The organism is Bacillus capparidis (genome assembly GCF_017832095.1).
Classification (GTDB): Bacteria; Bacillota; Bacilli; order Bacillales; family Bacillaceae; genus Bacillus; species Bacillus gobiensis.
Genome location: NZ_JAFDST010000002.1, coordinates 372,003 through 395,133 on the forward strand (window position 1 = coordinate 372,003; position 23,131 = coordinate 395,133).

The window sequence follows — 23,131 nt, forward strand, 5'->3', positions numbered from 1 at the left end:
TTTTTGTTACATTATGTTGTTACCACGTATGAATTTGATAAAACATATATGGCTCATTAAAATCAGTCGAAAATGATAACAAACATATGTTCTGAATAAAGGGAAAAGAAAACCCGGAAAAGTTCTTTTTCCGGGAAATTGATTTTCTTAATTCGCAGCAGCCTCTACATTAATAACTCCGTTTCCGTAATAAAAATGATCACCCAAATAATCTGCTGTGTCGGATAAACGTTGACGTATTTGACTTGCCGAAAGGTCAGGATGCTTTGATTTAATTAATGCAGCTGCGCCAGCTACATGAGGAGAAGCCATCGACGTTCCATCCAGCTCGGTGTATTGATTTCCAGGTAATGTACTTTGAACACTGACTCCCGGAGCCATCACTTCCAGCTCATCTCCTACGCTTGAAAAGTATGCTTTTTTATTGTTGCTATCCACTGCGCCGACAGCGATAACGGAGCTGTACTTGGCAGGGTAGCCGATTGTATTTACTCTTCCGCCAGACGAACCGCTGTTTCCTGCTGCAGCAACAACAACGACGTCATTTGCATACGCATTATCTACGGCTTGCTTCAATGCTTTTGAGCCTGATGATCCCCCCAAGCTCATATTAATGACATCCATTCCGTTTGCAGTTGCCCATTCAATACCGCTTACAATGCCGCTGTAAGAGCCGCTTCCTGCAGAGTCCAGCACTTTAACGGCATATAGGGAAGCATCTGGAGCAACCCCCAGCACCCCGGTCGTATTGTTTAATGCTGCAACTGTACCAGATACGTGAGTACCATGGCCATTGCCATCACTGTATGGACTTGGCTCACTCGGAACAAAGCTTGCTCCCCCAACGACATTCAAGTCCTCATGGGAAGCATCAATTCCGGTATCTAAAACAGCCACCTTTACCCCGCCGCCACTGTAGCCTTGAGCTTGGACACGATCTGCTTTAATATGCGGGATTCCGTATGGAACCGTTTGAGCAGATGGCTTCAGCTTATAAGCTTGTTCATAGGCTGTAGCAATATGATCCTCTTCAATATATGCAACCGCGGGATTATTTTTCAAATCCTTCACAGCTTTATCTGTGAGAGTCGCCTTTGCCGCGTTAATGATTGAAAATTGCTTTTCTAACTTTCCTCCGGCTTTAGACACGGTAACTTCGTTTGACATGGCACCGATTTCAGAAGATTTGAACCCTACGATATAATCTTTTGATTTAAGGCTTGTACTTTCTGCTGAGGCAGAGCCGTTAAATATAAAAATGAAAACAGCTGTAAGAAATAACGTGAGATAGGCTAATAGATTCTTCTTCATCATTCACACTCCTCTCATTTCAGAACAACCTTCGAGCGGGCACGCCTGCTTTCAAATTATTCTGTAAACATATTGTAAAACAGGAAAGAAAAAGCGAGTAGACCCATTTTCTGTAGGCATACCAATGAAGAAAACTTAGTAAAATAGTTTCTTTTAAAACCCATTATTTAACATTATAGCGATCTATCTGCAGAGTTATTACCCTGAGCATAGAATCATTACGCAGAATTTTAGGTTTTTCTGAACCTTAGTGAATGAGAAAGAAGAATTAGTTGTACGTCAAAAGGAGGATGAAACCTCTCATTTTTTCCAAACTTTACTACCAGATACGGACCGCTGAATTGCAATATGAATTGTAAAGTTTTTTGTTTTATATTGACAGAAAGGAAAAGAAATCACATTCTTTTTTTGAATGAATAAATCATTCATTTTTAAAATACTGGAGGTAACTTATTATGATTACTTCAAAGCTTACGCAAGGAAAAACAGATCGTGCTCTGATTATCGGGGGAAGTATCGCCGGATTACTGGCTGCGAGAGTGCTTGCTGATTATTATGAAGAGGTTCTTATCGTTGATAAAGACGATTTACCAGAATACCCGCAAGTCCGTTCAGACACTCCACAGGCTTTTCATCCCCATCGTTTCACAGAGAGTGGCAAAATAATTTTTGAACGTTTTTTTCTAGGGTACGAAGAAGAATTATTATCTTATGGAGCCCCTTCATCACTAGATAAAACCATTTATCAAATGAATCAATATGGAAGCCTCACACTGCAATACCCACGGAATGATATTAAGTTTAGCCGATCTTTGCTAGAGTGGGTGATTCGAAAACGCGTGCAAAAGATACCCAATGTTCATTTTCTCTCGAAGCAAGATGTCATCTGTCTAGTAACGAATCCAGAGCAAACAGTTGTCACAGGGGTCAGTGTCCGAGAACGCGGCCAAATCGGGCAGGAGGAAACACTTTTCGCAGACATGGTATTTGATACGAGCGGCCGCACCTCTAAACTCGCGAAATGGCTGGAGGATTTGGGATACAACGTGCCAGAACCGGATCTTTTAAAGGTATCTCTCGGCTATAATACTCGCCGTTATAAGCTTGCTTCTCACCAAATACATCTGACAGACAAATGGGATGTCATTAACATCGCTGGCCAACCTGCTAATGGAACTTTTACAGGAGTCTTTTCCTTTATTGAAAATCATGTAGCAGAGGTTTTGCTTTATCGTCCAAGGGGCTGCTATCTACCTGTAAATGCCGAAGAATTTGAACTGGAGATTTCACAGCTTCCAAGCCCGATCATCTCCGAAATCGTCAAAGAGTTTGAACCAATCACTCCACCACGAGGATTTCGCGTTTCTGAATTGAACCGTCATCACTTTGAAAAAATGGAGAGATGGCCATCTGGTTTGTTAGTTTTAGGAGATGCTTTCTGCATTTTTGATCCGATATTTGGTCAAGGAATGACAGTCGCTGCGATGGAAGCAGAACTACTGGAAATCTGTTTGCAGGAGCAAAAAATTGATCCTTTAAACCCAATTTTGAGCAAAGGGTTCTCCGAAAGATACAGGAGGTGATTGAGCCTGCATGGTGGCTGAACTGCGCATGTGATTTGCAATGGCAAGGCGTTGAATATGTGAGTAAAGTACAGCTGGAAGGAATTGCTTTTGCCAAAAAATACATGGATTTGTTTCTCAAACATGCAACCATCCAGCGTAACTTTGAACTTTATGGATTGTATTGGGCAGTAAATACATTGTCATTACCTCCAAGTGAAATAATGAACTCGAAAATATTATCGATGGTTCTTCATGCATCCGAAGAAGGAAAGCAATTTCTCTCTGAGCTTTCACAGCAGTATGCTCTGCCGTTGGACGAAATACTGAATAAGATTATTCCTGCCTTCTCTAAAAGCTCTTCAGAACCCATTCAGAAATAATTGTTATAAGGGAATATCATGTCATTTTCATCTTAGATAAAAGGAAAGCTTTTCGCATTTTTCGCATAGGCTTGTAAATATAGCAAAGTTTCAAGAGAGGAGGATCAGAGCTGAAAAAAATCTACCGGCCAAAGCGATTGAGACGAAAAGGGCCTGTTCCTTTCAAAATAGTTTTCATCTATTCTTTGATCCTATTGCTCTTCTTTAATATTTGTACATTTGTGATTGTGGATCGAATCATTGAACCGATGTTAATGAAGGTTGCTAAAATTGAGGTGAAAAGCATTGCAACGGACGCGATAAATGGAGCCATAGAAAAAAATCGCGAGAAAATTGATATTAATAAGCTAATTGTCCGCCATAGCCAGGGGGATGGGAAAAACTCGCCAATTAGCTTTAATCCTTCCGTGTATCAAGAATTTTTGACAGGATTGACTAAGGATATTCATGAGGAAATAGGGAAAAAGACCAACCATTTTTCAGAAGCAAACGACGATGAAAAAGAATTAAAAGTCTATTATATCCCGTTAGGTGCGGCTACCGGAAATACCATTTTTGCCAATACCGGCCCGAAAATTCCGATCGAAATGATGCTCGCCGGCACCGTAGAATCACAATTGAAGACGAATACAAAAAGTGAAGGGATCAATAATGTCTGGTTAGAAATATTAGTCGAGCTGAATGTCGACATTCAAGTCATTATTCCTTCATTAACCTCTGAAGAACCGATGAAGACAACAGTCAAAATCGGCGACTACTTTTTTCCAGGAGAAGTACCCGAGTATTATAGCGGCAATGGGTCGGGCAATTCTCCAGTTATTAGCTATCCTTCTAACGACGAAAGTAATCAATAGAACGGCAATTAGCTATTGCCGTTCTATTTTTGTGTGTAAATCCATACCGATGACGCCTATTGTTTCTCCCTCTGAATTTTTGATCGCCTGTGAAAGAGTCACACAAGAGGCTTTCGTGATCGCTGAAATATACGGATCGGATACATAAACGGCTCCATCCATTGCTTGTTTCCACCATTCTCTTTGCTTCGCATTGAACAAGCCCGCTTCAGGCTTTGAAAAAATAAATGTACCATCAGTTTTATTTGACCAAATAGCCTCAATTTCGGCGGTTTCATTAAAATAAGATGTCAATATTTCATGATGCAGCCGGGGATCGAGTGTTTGAAGCTCGTGATGGCTCGATATTTTGGCAAGCAGCTTTTGCAGCGTATCAAGATTTTGAATATCATTCGTAATCGCCCTATTTTCTACATTCATACCTTGAATAGCAGCTGCTAACGAATTCGACGTTTCATGCAGTCCCTTGCCAATGGATTGCAGGTATCCAACCTCTTTGTGCTGAAGGCCCATTTCATGTCACAAAATCAAGAGTCAGCTGAACCGTCTTTACAACTAATTCAAGTTTTGCAGCGGCATTTTGTGACATGGCTGATTGGTTTATGCTGGCGTTCTCTGTTTGTTCAACTTGTTGATGAACACCCTTTTTCTTTTGATATATGCCTTCCATCTGAGCTGACATTTTTTCTATTTCGTCAATTCCTTTTTCGACTGCCCTTTTTTCATTTTCAACGGACTCCACTACCTCACAAACACTCTCCTCAATGGCAGAGAGCAGCTGCGATGACTGATTAACTGCATCACGGCTCTGATCGGAAAGCGATTTAATTTCTTGCGCGACAACTGAAAATCCTTTCCCATGTTCCCCTGCTCTTGCTGCTTCAATTGATGCATTCAGCGAGAGCATTGTCGTTTTTTTGATAATTTCTTTGATGATGCTGTTCATATCTTCAATCGTTGAAGCTTGATGGGATAGCTCGGCAATTTTTTTACTGACGGATTGATTATATTCCTTCAGCTCAGTAACCATTTGACTTGTATTCGCCAACGATTTTCTAACATCGCTGACAGTCTCTAGCGAATCATTGCTATCAGTACTTAACTGGCTGGATATTTCTTTTATTTGTACAGCTGCGGCGGAAACCTGCTGCAAGGTGGCAAAAGCATCTTGAATTTGCTCCATCGCTTTGTCGCTACTTTCCTTTAATCCTTCACTTTCTGTAACCGATTTGTCTGCAATTCGCTTTAGCCGGTCCATCGCGGAATGGACCTCTTCAACCGCCGAAAGCAACTGATCAGAAGCCACCTGAGATTCGTTGATAAATTGATCAATTAATTCCGAGTCTAAAGAACTAGTTTCCGCCTCATTTTTTTGAAAAAGCTGCCGTGTTTTTGCTTACGGCCCACGTAGCACATCTTCTCCTGTGATTTTCTTTTATAGGTAATTATACTCAAAAATCATCTGTTTTTCTTTAAGTATAAGAATCTTTTTGACATGTACTTAAATTTTATTTAACGAACTTACTTGACGTAACTATGTTAATTATTTATACTTACTTACGTAAAGTAACTTACTTATAACTTATGTCAGACAGGTGAATACTTATGGGAGGCTTCAGCAAACTATTTTCGAATAAGGAGACAAAAGCTATGACAAACTTTTATGAAGCGATTCAAAACAGACGTTCAATTTATGCCATCAGTAAGGAAAATGTAGCATCAGACGAAAAAATTCAAGAAATCGTAGAGCATGCCGTAAAACATACACCTTCATCTTTTAACTCACAAAGTTCACGGGTAGTCGTCCTACTTGGCGAGCAGCACGATAAACTTTGGGATATTACAAAAGAAGCGTTACGCAAAATCGTACCTGCTGAACAATTTGCACCAACAGAAGAAAAAATCAATTCTTTCAAAAATGGATACGGTTCGATTCTTTTCTTCGAAGACGAAACAGTGATCGAATCTTTGCAAGAACAGTTCGCACCATATGCACATAACTTCCCAATCTGGTCTCAACAAACATCAGGCATGCATCAACTTGTTGTCTGGACGGCACTGGAGCTGGAAGGATACGGCGCAACTCTGCAGCATTACACAGAACTCATTGAAGAAGATGTAAAAAAAGAATGGAACATCCCGGAAAGCTGGAAGATGATCGCCCAGATGCCATTTGGGAAACCGGTTGCCCCAGCAGGAGAAAAAGAATTTTTACCACTTGAAGATCGCGTGAAAATTTACAAATAAGTCGTCGTACAAAAAGCCAGCTTCTCGCGAACGCTGGCTTTTTTAAATGCTGCAAAAACCAAGACGAAAAAAGCTATTTGCTAAAATGGCCGCCAAGAACGTTCATCGCACCCTTTACGGCTACTGTCAAGAGCATAAGCCAGATAAAGTCGAGCAAATAAAAAAACAAAGCGGACACCTCTTTTCAAGCTTTGATCTACTGAATTATTTAAACTCTTTTTAGCAGATCTAAACCTAAGAATCGGTTTTTAAAATGATTGCGGCGGTTCGAGGTGGTATGTTCTGCCTTTGGTCATTCCTGTTTTGTGCAAATTCATGGATGTTAATAGACTTCTGGATTGCTTGACGGATTTCATATGAAGGAAACGGCGTATTTGTTGGTTTGTAACCTCAGTACTAAAAAGAAGAGCGTAGTCATCTAATGAGGAAAGGTGGGCATCATTGCTTGAGTTTTCGCAATGATCACACTTCCACTTGCCTTCTTCTCTTTTCATTGGCAGTCGATCACAAGACGGACAATGCACACCTGTCAGAATGTCTTTCTCTGCGATTTGGAATTGCTGCAGAATAGAAGGTTGGATTGGTTGATGATTTTTATAAAGGCGATGAGAAATTTTTTTCAGTTCTTTATTCGATAATTTCACTGTTTTATGTAATGCTTCGAGAGCTTCAAGCTTGAAAGGGAGTGCATTGGAGTGGATCACTTTTTCTTTCATTTCTTTCTCATTAGGGGAGCACCTTATAATTGTCGAAGAATTGCTAATGACGACCAATGAGACAATCGGTACACTCGGGTAATGATTATCTGCTAACCAGTATTTGAGCTGCTTCTCCTGTTTCTTCACCTGCAAAATAGGGTCCGGAAATCCTTTTTCCTTGCCGTCAACTGTACGAATCAGCTGGTGAAATACCTGATCAAAGTACAGGCTTCCAGAGATATTTTTCACTTCAAGGATCAGAAAAAAATGCGGTGACAAAATTAAAGTATCCATTTGAAAATAATGCTTTTGGCGATTTTGAAGCCTGAGATCATGCAGTAAATGATACTTGTCTGCCGGAAGAAAAGTTAAGTGGTAGTCAATCGATTGCTCTCCCCGATAGCCGGCATAACTTTTTAACAGCTCTTCTTCGATTTTTTTGCGGCTGGGATGATTTGAAGGCAGTCTTCTTAACAAAGCCTTGAAGATTAAAATTTTTCGGGGGATTTTTCTATCTTTTACGATCAAAAAGGGACACTCCTTTTTCTTCTATTATACGAGTTGCTTCGGCAATGGAGAAGGTATACCTCTAATTTAAGATTATTTTTATAGAAAAAGTCGATCTTGCTTCTGCCTGGATTAAGAATCTACTTTTACCAGGAGAATACTGACCGATAAGGGAATTTTGGTGACTGTTTGGCTGATTTTTGTAACCACTTTGCTATTTTTTGCGACCACTTTTGCTTTTTTTCGGATCACTTACGAAATTATTCGACCCCCAACCGATTCCAGCAGCTTTTCCTCGGGCAGCCGATCCGCTTCTCAAACGGGATTCGACCCGTTTCGGGAGTTATTACGACCGCTTCGCTGATTTTTGTGACCACTTCAGGATTTATTGCGACCTCTTCTGCTTTTTTTCGGACCACTTGCGAAATTATTCTTCCCACACCGGGTACGGCTGCTTCTTCTCAGGCAGTGAGTCCGCTTCCGCTTACGGGATTCTGACCGATCTGAGTGTTTTTGCGACCGCTTCGCTGATTTTTGTAACCACTTCGGGATTTATTACGACCTCTTCTGCTTTTTTTCGGACCACTAGCGAATTTATTCGACCTCACCCGATTCCGGCAGCTTTTCCTCAGGCAGCGAATCCGCTTTGCTCACGGGATTCTGACCGCTACGGAAGTTTTTGCGACCTCTTCCCCTTTTTTTTGGACCATTTTCTAAATAATTCGCCTCGCAACTGCTCCAGACAGGCTGCTGACAATACGAAAAATCCACCTGCATATGCAGATGGAGCCAAAAACCTAAGCCTTCACAGCAATATATATTTTCACTTGTGCTTCGTCTGGATTTATTGACTCAGCATCATACACTTCAAAATCTCCTGTGAAGGTGCGCGGATGCTTGTCTTTCCAATTCCAGATTGTGTTCCATAATTCAGGCACCACCTCTTTGACATTTCCTGTTCGAGAAGTGAATACCGCATATGTTGATTCCGGCAGCAGGCTGGAAAATGAAGATCCCTCCTTTTTTTCTGTAAAGCTTCCAATCGCAAAAGTATACCCCCCTGATTCATCACTTGTCTAATTTGTATATAAAGCAATAATATCTTCTTTTGGAGATTGCCTTGCAAAATATCGCTCCCATAACAACGGAATTTCTCCTTTGCCGTCTATTTCTTTCTCATTCGATGTCTCCGTTGAAAACCTGCGTCGGCAATTTCACAAATAACGGATCACCTTTCCAACGCGATAATGCAGGCAGTACTTCTTTTAAAATCGATCTCGCTTGCTGCTCGGGCATTCCTTCCCCTGTCATATGCGGTACGCAGATTTCTATCATTTCTTCCATTGTGGTGTCTGGCTGAGTGAATGTACCGTTTTCGTAACAATACTTACAATATTCATTCGTTTTCTCTCCTGTTTGTTCGGTTCCAAAAACCTCTAATGACATTGGCATGCTGCAGCTTTGGCAAATTTGTTCCATTTGATCTCCTCCTTTTTCTCCAAGTATACAAAGAGAAACCTGACAGCAGTTTGTCAGGTTTCATACATGTGATAAATTTCTTTTGCTAATTCGTTTAGTTTTTTACGAATATGCAACGGCCGGACCACTTCAATAGACGTGCCGAAGTTCAGCAAAAAGCCGTACAGCCCTTCGTCTTCCGGATACGCTGTAGTAATGATCATTTCTTCCCGCTCATTCAGCTGTATTGCTTCGACTCCGAACCATTCCTCAGCCAGTCTTTTGCCTTTGTCTTTCACACGAATCTCTAATTCCACCAAATTTTCAGGCTTATTCCATTCTGTATCCCAAGGAAGGTCTGTAAGCTCTACCTTTCTCCTAACAAAAGTCACGGTTGATGTCTGGATATCCTTCATCCGCATCAGTTTAAAAAAGCGAAATGCTTCTTTCTCCATACAGTAGGCATAAAGGTACCAGTTCCGCGATTTCAGTACCAACGTATGCGGCTCAGCCTGCCTTACTGAAACCATCCCTTTATTATTTACATAGGAAAATGAAACGATATGAGTGCTGTCAATTGCCTCGCTTAAGAGCTGCAGCTTATTTTTTATCTTCTCGTCTTTTCCCCAAGTCGAAATATCGATAAACCACTTGTCTGTTTTTGCTTGAAATTTACTTTCACCATCATGCTTGACAAGATTTCGGATTTTTTCCAATGCAGCTCTCATATGATTGGAGTCATACGTAGAGGAAATACTATGTAAAGCTGTAGCGATAGCTGCAAGTTCATCTTCGGTCAGCCACTTTTTCTCGATACGATATTCATCCATGATTCCGATGCCGCCTCCGGTCCCCTGATAAGTGATGACCGGAATTCCCGCTTGATTGATCGTATCGATGTCACGGTAGATCGTTCGGACAGAAACTTCAAATATATCAGCCAACTCTTTTGCCTGAATTCTGCGCTTCCCAAGCAACACAACGATGATTGCTAACAGCCGATCCAATTTCATCCCGGTGACCCAACTTCCTTTCTAAGGTTATGTTTTCCTGTATTCCAATGCAATACCGGTTTGGAGCTCAGTCATCATTTGTTCGTTTTCTATCAGGATGTCTTCAGCTTCTTTCCGAGTTACTGGAGAAAAACGGAGCTTTTCACCTGGCATCAATTGACCAATGGTAGGTAAGTCGGCCGTTATTATTTGTCCAATACGCGGATAGCCTCCGGTCGTCTGCCGATCTGCCATGAGGATAATCGGATTGCCATCAGGAGGTACTTGTATCGTCCCAAAGGATACAGCTTCAGAAAGCATTTCGAGTGGCTCTGTCAATTTTAACTGCGGTCCGTTCATTCTGTAGCCCATCCGGTCTGACTGGCCGGAAATTTGAAAAGCTTCAGATAAAAACTTCTTTTGTGTTTCATTCGTAAACTTTTCAAATTGTTCTCCCGGAATCACCCGAATGACAGGTTCCTTTTTAAAAGATAGAAAAGGAGGATAATAGACAGACCATTCCGGAGCGGCGCAGCTGTATTCATTAAGCAGCTTATTCATAAACCTCAGGACCGCTTCCTTCTTTTCACCGATTTTCAGTGGATCTCCTTTTTGCAGCGCTCTTCCGCTAAACCCGCCAATCGCGCCCCTGAGATATGTACTTTTGCTGTTCATCACTATAGGAACATCAAATCCTCCTGCAGCTGCTAAATAACAGCGTGAGCCGGAACGCCTGGGTCCGAAGGTAAGCGTCTGATCCTTCTTTAAAACAAACGGTTTCCACGCTTTCATCGGGCTCCCGTCAATCGAAAGTGCTGCATCAGCCCCAGCTGCGGCAAGCAGTACATCTTCCTCTGCTCGAAGTGAGGGTCCGGGTCCCATTAAAGTGATTTCGAGAGCAGCTTCGTTTTCAGGATTGCCGACAAGGAAATTTGCAATTCTGAGAGAGTAAGTATCCATTGCACCTCCCGTCAGAACACCATGCTTTTGGTAGCCAAATCGGCCGAGATCCTGAATTGTCGTGAGCAGGCCGGGTTTTTCGATAAGGAGACTCATGCGTCTTCCTCCTCTTCATATGCTAAAAATTCTTCTTCACTTATCGGGTGGAATTTAACGATATCTCCTGCTTGAAGCAGGCTCGGTGGTTCAGATAGCGGCCTGAATAAAGCTAGCGGGGTTTGTCCGATCAGCTGCCAGCCCCCAGGTGTTGAAATAGGGTACACGCCAGTCTGCTTCCCTGCGATCCCAACCGAGCCCTTCGGAATTGAAGTTCTCGGTGAAGAGCGCCTCGGGGCTGCGATTTTTTCATCCAACCCTCCGAGGAAAGGAAAACCAGGGGCAAAACCGATCATATAAACTGTGTATTCCCCATTCGTGTGGATGTCTATTACCTCATCGTCTGTCAGGCCATTGCTGGCTGCAACCTCCTGTAAATCAGGGCCAAATCTGCCACCATAGCATACCGGGATACGAATGGTGCGGGCAGTACTTTCCAATGAGCCTGGCATTTTATCAAGGCTTTCTTCTATATTCGATTTCACCCACTCAAATGGAGCCTGCTTCGAATCCTTATAGACGACCCAGGGATCATAAAACAGAGTAACACTTGTAAATGAGGCTACACATTCAATGAAGCCTTTAAACGGGTGATCTTCAAAATAACGGGCAGCAGTCTGGACCATTTCATGCACCTTCTGGTTGATTTCTTCGCCAAACCTGACTGTTATTGCTGAATCACCAAGGGAGGATATCGTTATGCTTCTTGATTCTTTCGCTGACAATAACATCACCTCTATATAAAAGAAAAATACAGAAAATCAAAGTTTTCTGTATTCATTATAGTACACCGTATTGTTCATCGCTAACATCGGTTACAAACATGTGGCCTGGGGAATGTGTAATCATCAGTTCCGGCTTAGCATGCATGGCAACAGCCTGGGGGGTTACTCCGCAAGCCCAAAATACGGGAACTTCCCCAGCATCAACTGAAACCGCATCACCGAAATCAGGCGCAGCCAAGTCTTGGATCCCAATTGTTTCTGGGCTCCCAATGTGTACCGGACCGCCATGAACAGCTGGAAAACGGCTCGTCACCTGGACAGCACGGACCACATCTTTTTCTTTTACCGGCTTCATGCTGACGACCATATTCCCGTCAAATTTCCCTGCCCTTGTACAAGCGATATTCGACTTATACATCGGTACGTTGCACCCCAGGTCAATATGCCGAATCGGAATGCCATTGTTGATCAAAGCGTGTTCAAAAGTAAAGCTGCAGCCAATCAGAAAACCGACCATGTCATCTTCCCAAAATGGCGTAATATCCTGAACCTCTTCAGATAACTCTCCATTCCGATAGATACGGTAGCTTCCGATATCAGTTCGAATGTCACCCTCTGGAGCAACCAGGGAAGGTATCGGCGAACCTGGTTCGGTCACGTCAAGCAACGGACAGGGTTTTTGGTTTCGTTGGCAAAAAAGCAGAAAACTAAAGGCGTCTTCTTTTTTTAATACTGCGAGATTGGCTTGGGCATATCCTCTGGCCACACCTGCTGTCGGCCCGTTAAACTGGTTGGTTCGGATTAACTCACGAATCTCACGCGGAGACTTCCCGGCTAAATTTTTCAAGACTGCCACTCTCCTTATGATTGAAATAAATCAATGATCGTATAAATCCCCATAAACGTCATGACGACAACAACAAACATTCCTGAAATGAGCAGCCATTTCGGATGCTTATAGTCGCCGACGATTCTTTTTTTCGTTACCGCAACTAGAAGCGACCCAAGAGCGATCGGTAAAATAAGAGCATTTAATGCTCCGACAATAACCAAAACGTCGACAGGACGTCCAACCGTTATAAAAGCAATTGTTGAAATGGCAATAAACGCAATAATAATGAGATTTTTATTTTTTTCAATTGCCGGGCTGAAGGTTTGAATAAACGAAACAGAGGTGTATGCAGCACCGATAACAGACGTAATCGCAGCCGCCCACATCACAATACCGAAAAATTTAAGCCCAATCATTCCAGCTCCATTCTGAAAAACGGAGGCAGCCGGGTTGTTTGGATCTAATGCTGCTCCGCTAGACACAACACCTAGCACAGCAAGGAATAAAGCGATACGCATTACCGTCGTAACCAATATTCCGATAATCGAGCTTTTCGTTACCTCCGGAAGACTGTCAACTCCTTTGACTCCGGCGTCCAAAAGCCGATGACCGCCTGCAAATGTAATATATCCGCCTACCGTTCCTCCGACAAGTGTCACAATTGCAAGTATATCAATTTTGTCAGGCACAAACGTTTTTACTGCAGCTTCTCCAACAGGTGGTGTTGTAGCGAAGGCAATGTAAATCGTTAATAAAATCATAACAATGCCGGCAATTTGCGTAAAACGGTCCATCGCTTTTCCTGCTTCTTTTACCAAGAAGACCAGAATGGCAATTACTGCACTGATTGCAGCCCCCATTTGCGGAGAGATGCCAAATAGAGCCTGCAATCCGAGACCGGCACCGGCAATATTGCCGATGTTGAATGCCAATCCTCCGATCACGATTAAGCCTGCAAGTACAAAGCCCAGACCCGGCAGCACCATATTAGCAATATCCTGTCCTCTTTTTTCAGTGACTGCAATGATGCGCCACACATTCGTCTGGGCGAAAATATCTAATAGTAATGAAATTAAAATAACAAAACCAAAGCTTGCAAGCAGGCTTTGGGTAAATACTGTCGTTTGAGTTAAAAACCCGGGTCCGATCGCTGATGTTGCCATCAAAAAGGCCGCACCGAGCAATAGCGTCCAATTGCTTTTCTTTCCGTTTTTTCCTGATGTATTAATCGGATCCATGTTTTTCCTCCTAGCGTACGGATTTTGCTTCAATGTTAGCTTGTTCGAATGCTCCTCTAATTTTTTTCGCAAAGGATAATGCACGGATTCCGTCGCCGTGAATACAGATGGTGTCTGCTTGTATCGATATTTCTTCTCCGCCAAGCGTTGCAACTTTCTTTTCTTTCACCATCCGAATCACCTGATGGACAGCTTTTTCATCATTCGTAATCAGTGCCTCAGGCTGGCTTCTGGAAGTCAATGTACCATCTGGTTGATAGGTGCGATCGGAGAAAACCTCACTTGCGGTAGCAAGTCCTATATTTTCTCCGGCATTAATTAATTCACTGCCGGAAAGTCCGAATAAAACGAGCTCAGGATTAACCTTATATACCGCTCTGGCAATAGCATCCGCTAAAGAAGGATCCGCGGCAGCCATATTATATAAAGCCCCATGCGGTTTTACGTGCTGCATCTCAGCACCTTCCGCTTTTAAAAATCCGTAGAGGGCGCCAATTTGATAGACAACAAGGTCATATGCTTCTTCAGAAGAAAGCTGCATATTCCGACGACCAAAACCAATTAAATCTGGCAAACCGGGGTGAGCGCCGATTTTTACTTCTTTTTCTAACGCAAGGCCTACCGTCTTTCGCATAACACTCGGATCTCCCGCATGAAATCCGCATGCGATATTCGCTGAGGTGACATAATCAAGAATCTCACTATCGTTCCCTTTTTTATATGTACCAAAGCTTTCTCCCAAGTCACAGTTTACATCAACTCTGCTCATACAGATCACTCCTTTCTCAGGTAGGACGATTATAACATTCGATTTTATAAGAAGGGAGGCGTTATTCATCTGCTATTTTTAATATGAACAAAAAAATCCACCTCATTCAGTGGATTTTTCCGATGGATACGCGCTCGTTATCGTTTGTCATTTTCAGAAAAATTCTTTAAGACATTTCGATAAAGATTGTCATTAAGCTCGTTTTTCGGCTTTTCTGTATCATAGGTTTCATTGTCTAAAGGTTGGAGCTCTTTTAAAGCCTGACGGTATGAGACGTCGTTCATCTTTTCTGGCTGAACATCTTCCCTGGTTACCGGACTCCCGATCCCTTCGTTCCTCTCTGGCTCTTCCTCCGGCAAATGATCGGGAGCACCCGTTTTTCTATTTTCAGGAGAGGCAGCTTTAAGATTCATCGTAATGAGAGCTGCAATGACAATAATGACAAGGATGACAATACCTATCAAATACGTCATACGATCATCTCCTTTTCCTTAGTTTGCTGCCGCTTGGACGACTTTCGCAACACGTCTTCCTAGAGCCGTTCCAATTGCAGCTCCTTCCTCCGGCAAAATATCGCCATCGTTTACCGAGCAAGTAACGCCCGCCCCATAATAAGAGCCATACAGGGCGTTTTCTGGAACATTCGCCGGAAGCCCGACGATGATCATCCCCTGATGAAGCATCGGGGTGATCAGGTTCAGCATCGTGGTTTCAATGCCGCCATGAGTTGTAGCTGTTGTACAAAAAACGGCTCCAATTTTATTAACAAGCAGCCCTTTTGCCCACTGTTTTCCAAGCTTGTCAATCCATGACTTCAACCCTGAGCTGATGGTTCCGAAATGGCCCGGACATCCCCAAATAATTGCATCCATATCTTCAAGCTTATCAATATCAGCTTGATCAACGTGGTCAATAAAAACTTCCGCTGAAGGGATTTCTTTTGCTCCATTCTCAATCGCTTCAGCCAGCTGCTTCGTATGATTGCCTTCACTGTCATAAACAACATAAATCTTCATCTTGCACCCTCCTAAATTCTCAGTTTAATACTCTTTCACTTCTTTTGGAGCAGGCAGCATTTTCACGTTCTTTTTATGTGCTTTCTTTCGCAAATGATCTTTTCGCACATCTCTTAAAAATAATGCAAGAACGACACCAATGCCGCATATAAAAGCAGTTAGAAAAAATGCGTCGTTAATACCCATTACATTTGCTTCGGCATTTGCCTGTTTGAGAAGGCTGCTATAAACGATTTGCTTCGCCTGATCAAGAGGAATATGCAGATGGCCTGCTATCGATTGTACATAAGATTGAAAGCTATGCATAAAACTCGGATCTGCTGTGTTCGTCTGATCAGCTATAACTGAGTAATGAAACGATGTCCGGTTAGTATAAGCAGTAGTAATTAAGCTGATTCCAATCGATCCGCTGATTTGACGAAGGGTATTTGCCATCGCCGTTCCGTGGCTGTTCAGTTCTTTTGGCAGCTGGTTCATACCTGCTGTCATTACCGGCATCATAAGCAGTGAGATTCCAAACGCGCGTATCATATAAATGACCATGATGTGAGTATAAGATGTCTGTACCGTTAAGAACGTATAATCGAACGTTGTAACCGCAGTTATGATTAGTCCGGCAATCGTCAGAGGCCGCGGTCCGTATTTATCAAAAAGTATTCCTGAAATCGGTGACATGACAAGCATCACTAATGCCCCCGGCAATAAGAGCAGCCCAGAATCCAATGCCGAAAAACCAAGCAAATTCTGCAGATAGATCGGCAGCAAAAACATACCGGAAAACAAAGCTACCGTAATAATGATATTTAAGACGCTTGATAATGAGAAAATGTCGTATTTAAACACTCGAAAATCAAGCATAGGTTCAGGTGACTTCAGCTGTTGAAAAATGAACGCGGCAATTCCAACGACACCAATAATAACAGTTGTCAGCACTATAGGATCATCCCAGCCTTCACTTCCCGCTTCGCTTACCCCGTAAAGCAAAGAGGCAAAGCCTGCGACACTAAGGACTGTTCCAAGAAGATCAATTTTAATTTTCCTCGGCTCAACCATATTTCTGAATAAGAAAAATGCGGCGATCAGCACAACAAAAGCCAGCGGCACTAGGCCATTAAACATAAGCCTCCAATGATAATGTTCAATAATCCAGCCGGATAAAGTCGGACCTACAGCGGGAGCAAACATCATGGCCAGCCCAAATACACCCATACCTTTTCCTCGGCTTTCAGGCGGAAAAATAAATAGGATTGTCGTCATAACAAGCGGCTGTAAAATTCCTCCCCCAATTGCTTGGATGAGCCTCCCTGTCATCATGATTGGAAAATTGGTCGCTATTCCGCAGATCAATGTTCCAATTGTAAAAAACATCATCGCTGTAAGAAATAAAGACCTGCTGCCGAATCTGGTGATCAAAAAAGCAGACAAAGGAATCAGGATGCCATTGACCAGCATATAGCCGGTCGTTAACCATTGGATAGTAGAGGTGTCAACACCGAATTCTGTCATTAAATGAGGCAACGCCACGTTCAATAGCGTTTGATTTAAAATAGCCAAAAACAAGCCAGCCATTAGAATGATCAGAATCGATTTCGGATTTTCTGTTTTTGGTTTATTTTCTTGCAATGCCATGGTAAAAAACCTCCTTTCTGTTCAACCTGAGCTTTCATTATTTTTCAATTTTCACAGACGCGTTCATACCCGGTAAAACTTTATCAGAAGGGTTACTGATAGATATCTTCACTTGAACCTTTTGAGTCGTTTTCGTATAATTCCCGCTTGCGTTTGTTTGCGGAAGCAAATCAAACGTGGAGTTTGTTGCATAGCCGATCTTTTCAACTGTCCCTTCAAATGTGGAACCCGGATCCCCGTCGACTGTGACATCTACTTTGTCATTTACTTCTATTTCGCTTAAATCGGTTTCTTTAATATTTGCAGTTACGTACAGGTTATCCATATCGATAACTTCCGCCAAGGCTTGCCCGGCTTGAACGAGTTGTCCATCCTGCGCTTCGTTCTTAACAATCGTTCCATCAGAAATGGTCTTCACATCCTGTGAACCGGATTCAGATTTGACCTTTGCTATTTTATCGTCCTTGGATACTTTATCTCCTTCATTCATGTTCCAGTCGTTCAAAACACCAGCAGCCGAAGCAACGATTTGTGTCCGGTCCCCCTGTACATGCGCTTCATCTGTTTTGACAAATGAGCTGTTTTGATAATAAAAATAAACGCCTCCTGCAATGAGAGCAAGAATGACAATAAGTCCAATTAGATTTGCTACAAGCAATTTTCCTCTGCTCATAATGATTTTCTCCTTTCAAACATGTAAATAAATTTGTTAACAAAGTTAAATATTAATTTAGGATAGTAAAAAAATCAACAGAAAGCTTTCAGATTTTACATGTAAATAATTAGAAATCAATCAATTGGTATATTTCCTTACAAAAATTCCATTTCTACTCAAAAAATATGCTATTGTAAATTTCACCTATTTATTTCTTTGTCCTCGCATGTCTAAATCATTTAAGAATACTTACTCTTGAAGGGAAGCTTTTAAAAGGGGGAGAGTGGTTTGAAAAGAACCTCTTATCGCGGGATAAGTTTAAGGGAAGCTGAGCATGTGATCAGGCATCAAAAGTATGTAAGGAGCGAATCGAGAGTTTTTTGCAATGGGATTACAGCAAAACCCGTTTATGGCCAAGGGGTTTATATGGTAAACGATTTAGAGCTCGCTGCTCAGTACGCGTTTTGTCATGCAGAGGCTGAATTACAGCCTGGGGTTGTCTTAAAGCAAGAAGTCGTGTTTGAAAATCCATTGATTCTTAATCGAAATTATGGAGAAAAACAGCTGAAATTGGATGCATGGACGTGGAAAACATCATCAGCTCTATTTGAATCGATGTCACAGCCTTCTTCTGAAAGGATCGGGGATTGTATAAAGGAGTATTTGCTTCTGAAGGGCTATGATGGCGTGATATCCCACCTTGGAGACGAATTAATTCATTATGTTTCTTATTTTCCCGAAAAACAAATAGGCAAAATCTCGTGGCACCTTTCCTTCAGTATTCAGGATTTGATTGTTTAACGTAAAAGAGCAGCCATCCAGACTGCTCTTTTCTAGCTTGTTGCATTTTTTTCTTTCTGATTGATGATCACATTTGAAAAGTACTTTCTGGCATCTGCATTGCCTATGATCAACTGCTTAACGTCACCTGTTTGCGAATGGGAAAACTTAAGCACAGAGCCATTAAAGTTTTCATACACATGACTAATGTAGTATCCATTAGCCAGAAGCCCATCAATCAGCTTTTTTTCCTTTTCGTATTCCTTAAATTCTGACATCCGCTTCATCCTTTTTATATTAATACTTACACATAGCTAGCGATGTTGGACCGGCATTTTCAGTTCGGATTCCGATCGAAATCTGCTTCGTTTTAAATATTTTCCGGCTCCCGGCTTTCCTGTAAAAGCCTTATCCTTGATGACAAATTCCCCTCTGCTTAGCACAGATACAGGCTCACCAGTAACCTCCATGCCCTCAAAAGCATTGTAGTCCACATTCATATGGTGAGTGGAAGCAGAAATTGTCCGCTTTTTATTCGGATCAAAGATCACAATGTCAGCGTCACTGCCGACAGCAATCGTCCCTTTTTTCGGAAAAAGTCCGAACAGCTTTGCACTTTTCGTACTGACGAGATCGACAAATTGATTAAGGCTGATTCTTCCTTTTTTTACACCTTCCGAAAATAACAAGCTGAACCGGTCTTCAATCATCGGTCCGCCATTTGGTATTTTCGAAAAATCATCCCGTCCCAAATCTTTCTGGCCGTTAAAATGGAACGAACACTGATCAGAACCGAACGTCTGCAGCTGTCCGCTTTTTAGCGCGTTCCATAACACCTCTTGATTCCACTTCTCTCTCAGCGGCGGGGACCAAACGTACTTGGCACCTTCAAAATTTTCTTTTTCCAAATCCGTTTGATCGAGCAAAAGATACTGTGGGCACGTCTCACCCCATACTTGGTAGCCTTTCGACCTGGCTTCGGTAATTTTTTTCACCGCTTCTGCACATGACACGTGCACCACATACAATTGGGAGCCTGCGAGCCCTGTTAGCTCGGCTGCCCTTCCCGTTGCTTCTCCTTCCAGCTCTGGAGGACGGGTTAACGCATGATAAATCGGGGAAGTGTTCCCTTCACTCAGCGCTTTAGTGACCAAATATTCAATCACATCACCGTTTTCAGCATGAACCATTACGAGGGCGCCAAGCTTCTTCGCTTCCACTAACGTACGGAAAAGCGTTTCATCATCAGCCTGAAAAACATGCTTGTAAGCCATGAATACCTTAAAGGAGGTAATCCCTTCTTCTTCGATGATAACAGGAAGCTCATTTAAAATAGCTTCATTGGCCTCGCCGATCATCAGATGAAATCCATAATCAATGACTGCTTTGTGCTGCGACTTTTCATGCCAAGTATTGACTGCTTTTTGCAGGGGCTCTCCTTTATTCGTAAGGCAAAAATCGATGATCGTCGTAGTCCCGCCATAAGCAGCTGCGATCGTTCCTGATTCAAAATCATCACACGTTACTGTGCCGCCAAACGGCATATCGAGATGAGTATGAGGATCGATCCCGCCAGGAAAGAGGTAATTCCCTGTCGCATCAATAATCTCCGCTTCTTCCGCGTCAAAATCCGTTCCAATCGCAGCAATTTTTTCGTCTTCAATCAAGACATCCGCTTCATACATGTCTGAGGCTGTTACAATTGTTCCGCCTTTAATTAGTTTTGCCACCGCTTTACGCCCTCCTTCATTTAATCAAGTGATTCTTTGTATCGCCGCTTGGCGTTCATTCCATGTCATCGGCTTCGAGCTCGGAATTTCAATCATGTCAATCGCGTTTTCTACCGGGCAAACGATGCTGCACAGGTTGCAGCCGACACAATCCTCTTCTCTGACAGAAAGATAGCCCTTGCCGTGCTCATCGGTCAGCCTGTCAATGCATTGGTGCGCCGTGTCCTCGCAAGCAATGTAGCATTTGTTGCAGTTGATGCACGCATCCTGATTGATACGTGCGACGCTTTTATAGTTCAAATCCAGGTTGCCCCATTCGGTGTACCGTTCGACTGTTTTTCCGATCAGCTCTTCAACCGAGTGAAGCCCTTTGTCATCCAAATAGTTGGTCAGTCCGTCAACCATATCTTCAACGATGCTGAATCCGTGATGCATTACTGCTGTACACACTTGAACGCTTCCCGCTCCCATCAGCATGAATTCGACGGCATCCCGCCAATCAGAGATTCCGCCTATACCTGAAATCGGCACGTTAATGCTGGTGTCACCGGCACATTTCCCAACCATATTAAGAGCAATCGGCTTAACCGCGGGACCGCAATAACCTCCGTGTGATCCTTTCCCGCCAACGTGAGGAACAGTATTCCAAGAATCAATATCCACTCCCATTAAGCTGTTAATCGTATTGATCATGCTCACCGCATCCGCTCCGCCTTGAACAGCAGCATATGCAGTTGCTGTGATATCCGTTATATTTGGCGTCAGCTTGACAATGACCGGCGTCTTTGCGGCTTCCTTCACCCAATACGTCTGTTTTTCCACCAGCTCCGGTACCTGTCCGGTCGCTGATCCCATACCGCGTTCTGCCATACCGTGCGGACAACCGAAGTTCAGCTCCAATCCGTCCACTCCTGCAGCCTCTGTTTTTTTCACAAGCTCGTGCCATTTTTCCTGAATCGGGTCAACCATTAAGGATGCAATGATCGCGTGGTTTGGAAATTTCTTTTTTGTTTCATAAATTTCTTTTAGGTTTACTTCGAGAGGACGATCGGTGATGAGTTCAATGTTGTTAAAGCCCGTAACGCGGCGGCCGTTAAAATGAAGGGCAGAAAATCTTGATGATACATTGAGGATTGGATCGCCGAGCGTCTTCCAGACCGCTCCGCCCCATCCCGCTTCAAATGCCCGCTGAACTTGATATCCTGAGTTGGTCGGCGGTGCCGAGGCGAGCCAAAACGGATTAGGAGCCTCGATCCCTGCAAAGGTAATATGTAAATCTGCCAAAAGAGCTAACCTCCTTTATTAAGCTGTTTCATGCTTTACTGCAGCTGACAGTAGACGGTGAATTGAATGGGCAGCCATTTTTCCTTGCTGAGCAGCCGTCACAACCATCGCATCCCCTTTGCCTGCTTTAAAAATGACATCGCCTGCAGCAAAGATTTTCGAGTTGGAGGTTTGGTACGTTCCGCTATCAATCGTTACGATACCTTGCTCATGGTCAAGCTCCATTTCTTCTATTAGACGGGTGTATCGGGTTTGGCCGATGGCGAGAATAACGGCATCCGTATCCATCACTTCGTTCGACCCTTCAATAGGAACTGCCTGTCGTCTGCCGGAGTGATCAGGCTCTTTGATTTCCATGGAAACACATTCAATCCCCCTTACAGCTCCGTTTTCATCTCCGAGAATCTTGACGGGCTGTGTGAGCCATTCAAATTCAATTTCATCCTGCTTAGCAAAATCGTATTCAAAAGGGTACGCGGTCATTTCCTTAACTGTCCTTCTGTATAAGACATTTACCTTCTTAGCTCCTAAACGAACCGAACAGGTAGCGGCATCTATTGCCGTATTTCCGGCACCTACGACGGTTACTTTTTTTCCGACAAAATCTTGTGTTAATGGAGGTGATTTCGTACTTTTTACAAAATCAATCGCGTCATACACTCCATTTAAACCTTCTCCCTCAATGTTCAGGGAAGGAACATCAGACATGCCTATAGCTAAGACGACGGCATCATGTCCATCAATAAGTTCTTTTACCGAAATATCCGTGCCTACTCGCGAATTGGTGCGGATCTCAACTCCTAACTGTTCTACCTGGCTTACTTCCCATAATGATACGTCTTGCGGCAGTCGGAAAGAAACAATCCCATATGTGTCGAGACCGCCAGCCTTATCTTCAGCTTCAAAGATTGTGACACTAAAGCCAGTGCGGGCGAGCTCTCTTGCGGCCGATAGCCCTGCGGGACCTCCTCCGATCACTGCAATTTTTTTCCCATTCGGCAATCCGGGCTGAAAAAGCTGCTGATTGTTTGTCATCGCCCAATTCGTAGCGTGACGCTGCAAATTGCCAATCATAATCGGAAGGGAAGCATCGTTCAAAACACAGGCCCCTTCGCACAGCTCTTCTGTCGGACAAACTCTGGCACATGTTGCTCCTACCGGATTCGCATCCATGATCACTTTAGCCGATCCTTTCATATTTCCTGAGGCAATCTTCTTTATAAACGATGGAATATTTATTTCTGTTGGGCATGCTTTTATACAAGGCGCGTCATAGCAGTACAGACATCTGTTTGCTTCATCCATTACTTCTTTCGGTGATAAATCAGGTTCAATTTCTGCAAAATTGGCTGAGAGATCGTGAAGTGAAATATTTTTATGCAGCAGTCTGTTTTTATTCAAGCTT

Annotated in this window: 25 protein-coding genes and 1 pseudogene; 5 read left to right on the forward strand and 21 right to left on the reverse strand. The window is 42.9% G+C overall.

The window, feature by feature from the left end:
* Positions 1 to 147: 147 nt before the first annotated feature.
* Positions 148 to 1,314, reverse strand: coding sequence for a S8 family peptidase (locus JOC74_RS08970; protein ID WP_053604255.1), 1,167 nt, complete (start codon positions 1,312 to 1,314; stop codon positions 148 to 150).
* Between the two features lie 452 nt (positions 1,315 to 1,766).
* Between JOC74_RS08970 and JOC74_RS08975 the strand changes: the two genes are divergently transcribed.
* From JOC74_RS08975 to yunB, 3 genes are all read left to right on the forward strand, one after another.
* On the forward strand, positions 1,767 to 2,894 hold the full coding sequence (locus JOC74_RS08975) for an FAD-dependent oxidoreductase (protein ID WP_312883792.1): 1,128 nt from the start codon (positions 1,767 to 1,769) through the stop codon (positions 2,892 to 2,894).
* Positions 2,891 to 3,256, forward strand: coding sequence for a hypothetical protein (locus JOC74_RS24100; protein ID WP_312883793.1), 366 nt, complete (start codon positions 2,891 to 2,893; stop codon positions 3,254 to 3,256). Before JOC74_RS08975 ends, JOC74_RS24100 begins: the two co-directional genes overlap by 4 nt.
* A 137-nt stretch (positions 3,257 to 3,393) precedes the next feature.
* Complete coding sequence (gene yunB, locus JOC74_RS08980) at positions 3,394 to 4,110, forward strand: sporulation protein YunB (protein WP_053604256.1); 717 nt, start codon at positions 3,394 to 3,396, stop codon at positions 4,108 to 4,110.
* 12 nt (positions 4,111 to 4,122) lie between these two features.
* Here yunB and JOC74_RS08985 read toward each other — a convergent pair whose 3' ends face one another.
* Both JOC74_RS08985 and JOC74_RS08990 read right to left on the reverse strand, forming a co-directional pair.
* The gene (locus JOC74_RS08985; protein WP_053604257.1) at positions 4,123 to 4,623 is read right to left on the reverse strand and encodes a PDC sensor domain-containing protein; all 501 of its coding nucleotides are present in this window, start codon (positions 4,621 to 4,623) and stop codon (positions 4,123 to 4,125) included.
* A gap of 1 nt (position 4,624) precedes the next feature.
* Positions 4,625 to 5,368, reverse strand: coding sequence for a methyl-accepting chemotaxis protein (locus JOC74_RS08990; RefSeq protein ID WP_376773386.1), 744 nt, complete (start codon positions 5,366 to 5,368; stop codon positions 4,625 to 4,627).
* A 392-nt stretch (positions 5,369 to 5,760) separates the two neighbouring features.
* Between JOC74_RS08990 and JOC74_RS08995 the strand changes: the two genes are divergently transcribed.
* Entirely contained in the window at positions 5,761 to 6,357 is a 597-nt protein-coding gene (locus tag JOC74_RS08995; protein WP_053606113.1) for a nitroreductase family protein, read from the forward strand.
* 248 nt (positions 6,358 to 6,605) lie between these two features.
* On the opposite strand, the gene JOC74_RS09000 is transcribed toward JOC74_RS08995, so the two are convergent.
* The 14 genes and pseudogenes from JOC74_RS09000 to JOC74_RS09065 form a co-directional block, all read right to left on the reverse strand.
* Positions 6,606 to 7,583: a nuclease-related domain-containing protein gene (locus tag JOC74_RS09000; RefSeq protein WP_053604259.1), complete on the reverse strand. Its 978-nt coding sequence runs from the start codon at positions 7,581 to 7,583 to the stop codon at positions 6,606 to 6,608.
* Positions 7,584 to 7,822: 239 nt separating this feature from the next.
* The gene (locus tag JOC74_RS09005; RefSeq protein ID WP_148564335.1) at positions 7,823 to 8,002 is read right to left on the reverse strand and encodes a hypothetical protein; all 180 of its coding nucleotides are present in this window, start codon (positions 8,000 to 8,002) and stop codon (positions 7,823 to 7,825) included.
* 357 nt (positions 8,003 to 8,359) lie between these two features.
* Positions 8,360 to 8,620: pseudogene (locus tag JOC74_RS23460) on the reverse strand (GyrI-like domain-containing protein); the annotation flags it as partial.
* A 118-nt stretch (positions 8,621 to 8,738) separates the two neighbouring features.
* On the reverse strand, positions 8,739 to 9,041 hold the full coding sequence (locus JOC74_RS09015; protein ID WP_211086124.1) for a zinc ribbon domain-containing protein: 303 nt from the start codon (positions 9,039 to 9,041) through the stop codon (positions 8,739 to 8,741).
* A gap of 53 nt (positions 9,042 to 9,094) precedes the next feature.
* Positions 9,095 to 10,033 carry a helix-turn-helix transcriptional regulator gene (locus JOC74_RS09020; RefSeq protein ID WP_053604263.1) on the reverse strand — a complete coding sequence of 313 codons (939 nt, stop codon included), beginning with the start codon at positions 10,031 to 10,033 and terminating at the stop codon, positions 9,095 to 9,097.
* A gap of 27 nt (positions 10,034 to 10,060) precedes the next feature.
* Complete coding sequence (locus JOC74_RS09025) at positions 10,061 to 11,068, reverse strand: 5-oxoprolinase subunit C family protein (protein ID WP_053604264.1); 1,008 nt, start codon at positions 11,066 to 11,068, stop codon at positions 10,061 to 10,063.
* Positions 11,065 to 11,793, reverse strand: a complete 729-nt coding sequence (pxpB, locus tag JOC74_RS09030) for a 5-oxoprolinase subunit PxpB (RefSeq protein ID WP_225970226.1) — start codon at positions 11,791 to 11,793, stop codon at positions 11,065 to 11,067. The genes JOC74_RS09025 and pxpB overlap by 4 nt, the downstream gene beginning before the upstream one ends.
* Positions 11,794 to 11,848: 55 nt before the next feature.
* Positions 11,849 to 12,640 (reverse strand): putative hydro-lyase, encoded by a 792-nt coding sequence (locus tag JOC74_RS09035; RefSeq protein WP_053604266.1) that lies wholly within the window; start codon positions 12,638 to 12,640, stop codon positions 11,849 to 11,851.
* Positions 12,641 to 12,654: 14 nt separating this feature from the next.
* The gene (locus tag JOC74_RS09040; RefSeq protein ID WP_053604267.1) at positions 12,655 to 13,863 is read right to left on the reverse strand and encodes an NRAMP family divalent metal transporter; all 1,209 of its coding nucleotides are present in this window, start codon (positions 13,861 to 13,863) and stop codon (positions 12,655 to 12,657) included.
* 10 nt (positions 13,864 to 13,873) lie between these two features.
* Positions 13,874 to 14,632: a 5-oxoprolinase subunit PpxA gene (gene pxpA, locus JOC74_RS09045; RefSeq protein WP_053604268.1), complete on the reverse strand. Its 759-nt coding sequence runs from the start codon at positions 14,630 to 14,632 to the stop codon at positions 13,874 to 13,876.
* A 137-nt stretch (positions 14,633 to 14,769) separates the two neighbouring features.
* The gene (locus JOC74_RS09050; RefSeq protein ID WP_053604269.1) at positions 14,770 to 15,105 is read right to left on the reverse strand and encodes a hypothetical protein; all 336 of its coding nucleotides are present in this window, start codon (positions 15,103 to 15,105) and stop codon (positions 14,770 to 14,772) included.
* An 18-nt stretch (positions 15,106 to 15,123) separates the two neighbouring features.
* Positions 15,124 to 15,648, reverse strand: a complete 525-nt coding sequence (locus JOC74_RS09055; RefSeq protein WP_053604270.1) for an NAD(P)H-dependent oxidoreductase — start codon at positions 15,646 to 15,648, stop codon at positions 15,124 to 15,126.
* A gap of 24 nt (positions 15,649 to 15,672) precedes the next feature.
* Positions 15,673 to 17,277, reverse strand: coding sequence for a DHA2 family efflux MFS transporter permease subunit (locus JOC74_RS09060; protein WP_053604271.1), 1,605 nt, complete (start codon positions 17,275 to 17,277; stop codon positions 15,673 to 15,675).
* 37 nt (positions 17,278 to 17,314) lie between these two features.
* Positions 17,315 to 17,950 carry a biotin/lipoyl-containing protein gene (locus JOC74_RS09065; protein ID WP_053604272.1) on the reverse strand — a complete coding sequence of 212 codons (636 nt, stop codon included), beginning with the start codon at positions 17,948 to 17,950 and terminating at the stop codon, positions 17,315 to 17,317.
* 270 nt (positions 17,951 to 18,220) lie between these two features.
* Here JOC74_RS09065 and JOC74_RS09070 point away from each other — a divergent pair, with 270 nt between their 5' ends.
* Entirely contained in the window at positions 18,221 to 18,733 is a 513-nt protein-coding gene (locus JOC74_RS09070; RefSeq protein ID WP_053604273.1) for a hypothetical protein, read from the forward strand.
* Positions 18,734 to 18,765: 32 nt separating this feature from the next.
* Here the strand turns inward: JOC74_RS09070 and JOC74_RS09075 are convergent, their stop codons facing one another.
* The 4 genes from JOC74_RS09075 to JOC74_RS09090 are packed head-to-tail and all read right to left on the reverse strand — an operon-like array spanning position 18,766 to position 23,109.
* Positions 18,766 to 18,990 (reverse strand): hypothetical protein, encoded by a 225-nt coding sequence (locus tag JOC74_RS09075; RefSeq protein ID WP_053604274.1) that lies wholly within the window; start codon positions 18,988 to 18,990, stop codon positions 18,766 to 18,768.
* A 36-nt stretch (positions 18,991 to 19,026) separates the two neighbouring features.
* The gene (hydA, locus tag JOC74_RS09080; protein WP_053604275.1) at positions 19,027 to 20,442 is read right to left on the reverse strand and encodes a dihydropyrimidinase; all 1,416 of its coding nucleotides are present in this window, start codon (positions 20,440 to 20,442) and stop codon (positions 19,027 to 19,029) included.
* Between the two features lie 24 nt (positions 20,443 to 20,466).
* Positions 20,467 to 21,726 carry an NAD-dependent dihydropyrimidine dehydrogenase subunit PreA gene (gene preA, locus JOC74_RS09085; RefSeq protein WP_053604276.1) on the reverse strand — a complete coding sequence of 420 codons (1,260 nt, stop codon included), beginning with the start codon at positions 21,724 to 21,726 and terminating at the stop codon, positions 20,467 to 20,469.
* A gap of 18 nt (positions 21,727 to 21,744) precedes the next feature.
* Complete coding sequence (locus JOC74_RS09090) at positions 21,745 to 23,109, reverse strand: NAD(P)-dependent oxidoreductase (RefSeq protein WP_376773387.1); 1,365 nt, start codon at positions 23,107 to 23,109, stop codon at positions 21,745 to 21,747.
* Positions 23,110 to 23,131 lie beyond the last annotated feature (22 nt).

Excerpts from the sequence above, each read along its gene's own strand:
- JOC74_RS08970 (WP_053604255.1), bottom strand. The coding sequence starts at position 1,314 with ATGATGAAGAAGAATCTATTAGCCTATCTCACGTTATTTCTTACAGCT.
- JOC74_RS08975 (WP_312883792.1), top strand. The coding sequence starts at position 1,767 with ATGATTACTTCAAAGCTTACGCAAGGAAAAACAGATCGTGCTCTGATT.
- JOC74_RS08985 (WP_053604257.1), bottom strand. The coding sequence starts at position 4,623 with ATGGGCCTTCAGCACAAAGAGGTTGGATACCTGCAATCCATTGGCAAG.
- JOC74_RS08990 (WP_376773386.1), bottom strand. The coding sequence starts at position 5,368 with ATGGACCGGCTAAAGCGAATTGCAGACAAATCGGTTACAGAAAGTGAA.
- JOC74_RS08995 (WP_053606113.1), top strand. The coding sequence starts at position 5,761 with ATGACAAACTTTTATGAAGCGATTCAAAACAGACGTTCAATTTATGCC.
- JOC74_RS09015 (WP_211086124.1), bottom strand. The coding sequence starts at position 9,041 with ATGGAACAAATTTGCCAAAGCTGCAGCATGCCAATGTCATTAGAGGTT.
- JOC74_RS09020 (WP_053604263.1), bottom strand. The coding sequence starts at position 10,033 with ATGAAATTGGATCGGCTGTTAGCAATCATCGTTGTGTTGCTTGGGAAG.
- JOC74_RS09025 (WP_053604264.1), bottom strand. The coding sequence starts at position 11,068 with ATGAGTCTCCTTATCGAAAAACCCGGCCTGCTCACGACAATTCAGGAT.
- JOC74_RS09040 (WP_053604267.1), bottom strand. The coding sequence starts at position 13,863 with ATGGATCCGATTAATACATCAGGAAAAAACGGAAAGAAAAGCAATTGG.
- pxpA (WP_053604268.1), bottom strand. The coding sequence starts at position 14,632 with ATGAGCAGAGTTGATGTAAACTGTGACTTGGGAGAAAGCTTTGGTACA.
- JOC74_RS09050 (WP_053604269.1), bottom strand. The coding sequence starts at position 15,105 with ATGACGTATTTGATAGGTATTGTCATCCTTGTCATTATTGTCATTGCA.
- JOC74_RS09055 (WP_053604270.1), bottom strand. The coding sequence starts at position 15,648 with ATGAAGATTTATGTTGTTTATGACAGTGAAGGCAATCATACGAAGCAG.
- JOC74_RS09060 (WP_053604271.1), bottom strand. The coding sequence starts at position 17,277 with ATGGCATTGCAAGAAAATAAACCAAAAACAGAAAATCCGAAATCGATT.
- JOC74_RS09065 (WP_053604272.1), bottom strand. The coding sequence starts at position 17,950 with ATGAGCAGAGGAAAATTGCTTGTAGCAAATCTAATTGGACTTATTGTC.
- JOC74_RS09075 (WP_053604274.1), bottom strand. The coding sequence starts at position 18,990 with ATGTCAGAATTTAAGGAATACGAAAAGGAAAAAAAGCTGATTGATGGG.